We start from the raw sequence: 399 nt of genomic DNA on the forward strand, positions 1-399 counted from the left end.
GGTGGCGGGTGAGCGGGAGTGGTCGTATCGGGAGGTGGAGGAGCGGGCCGGCCGGTTGGCGGGCTGGCTTGTGCGGCAGGGTGTGGGTGCGGGGAGCCGGGTGGGTGTTGCGCTCGGGCGGTCCGTAGAGGCGATCGTGGCGATGCTGGCCGTACTGAAGGCCGGCGGGGCTTACGTCCCGCTTGACCCCGCCTACCCCGCGGAACGGTTGCAGTTCATCGCTGAGGATGCACGGTTGGCGCTGGTGATCGACGCCGATGTGATGGGAGGCAACTGGGAGTCGGCACCCGTCAGTAGCCCGGTGGTGGATGGTTCGGAGGCCGCGTATGTGATGTATACGTCGGGGTCGACGGGGTTGCCCAAGGGTGTGGAGGTGACGCATGCCGATGTTGTCGGGTT

At 67.9% G+C, this 399-nt stretch carries 1 protein-coding gene; it reads left to right on the forward strand.

Going from position 1 to position 399, the window contains the following annotated elements:
• Window positions 1–34: 34 nt before the first annotated feature.
• The coding region (locus tag ACSNOH_RS35185; RefSeq protein WP_436725502.1) for an AMP-binding protein at window positions 35–399 on the forward strand (365 nt) is incomplete at its 3' end.

The sequence above is a fragment of the Streptomyces sp. URMC 127 genome (assembly GCF_051386535.1).
Lineage (GTDB): Bacteria > Actinomycetota > Actinomycetes > Streptomycetales > Streptomycetaceae > Streptomyces.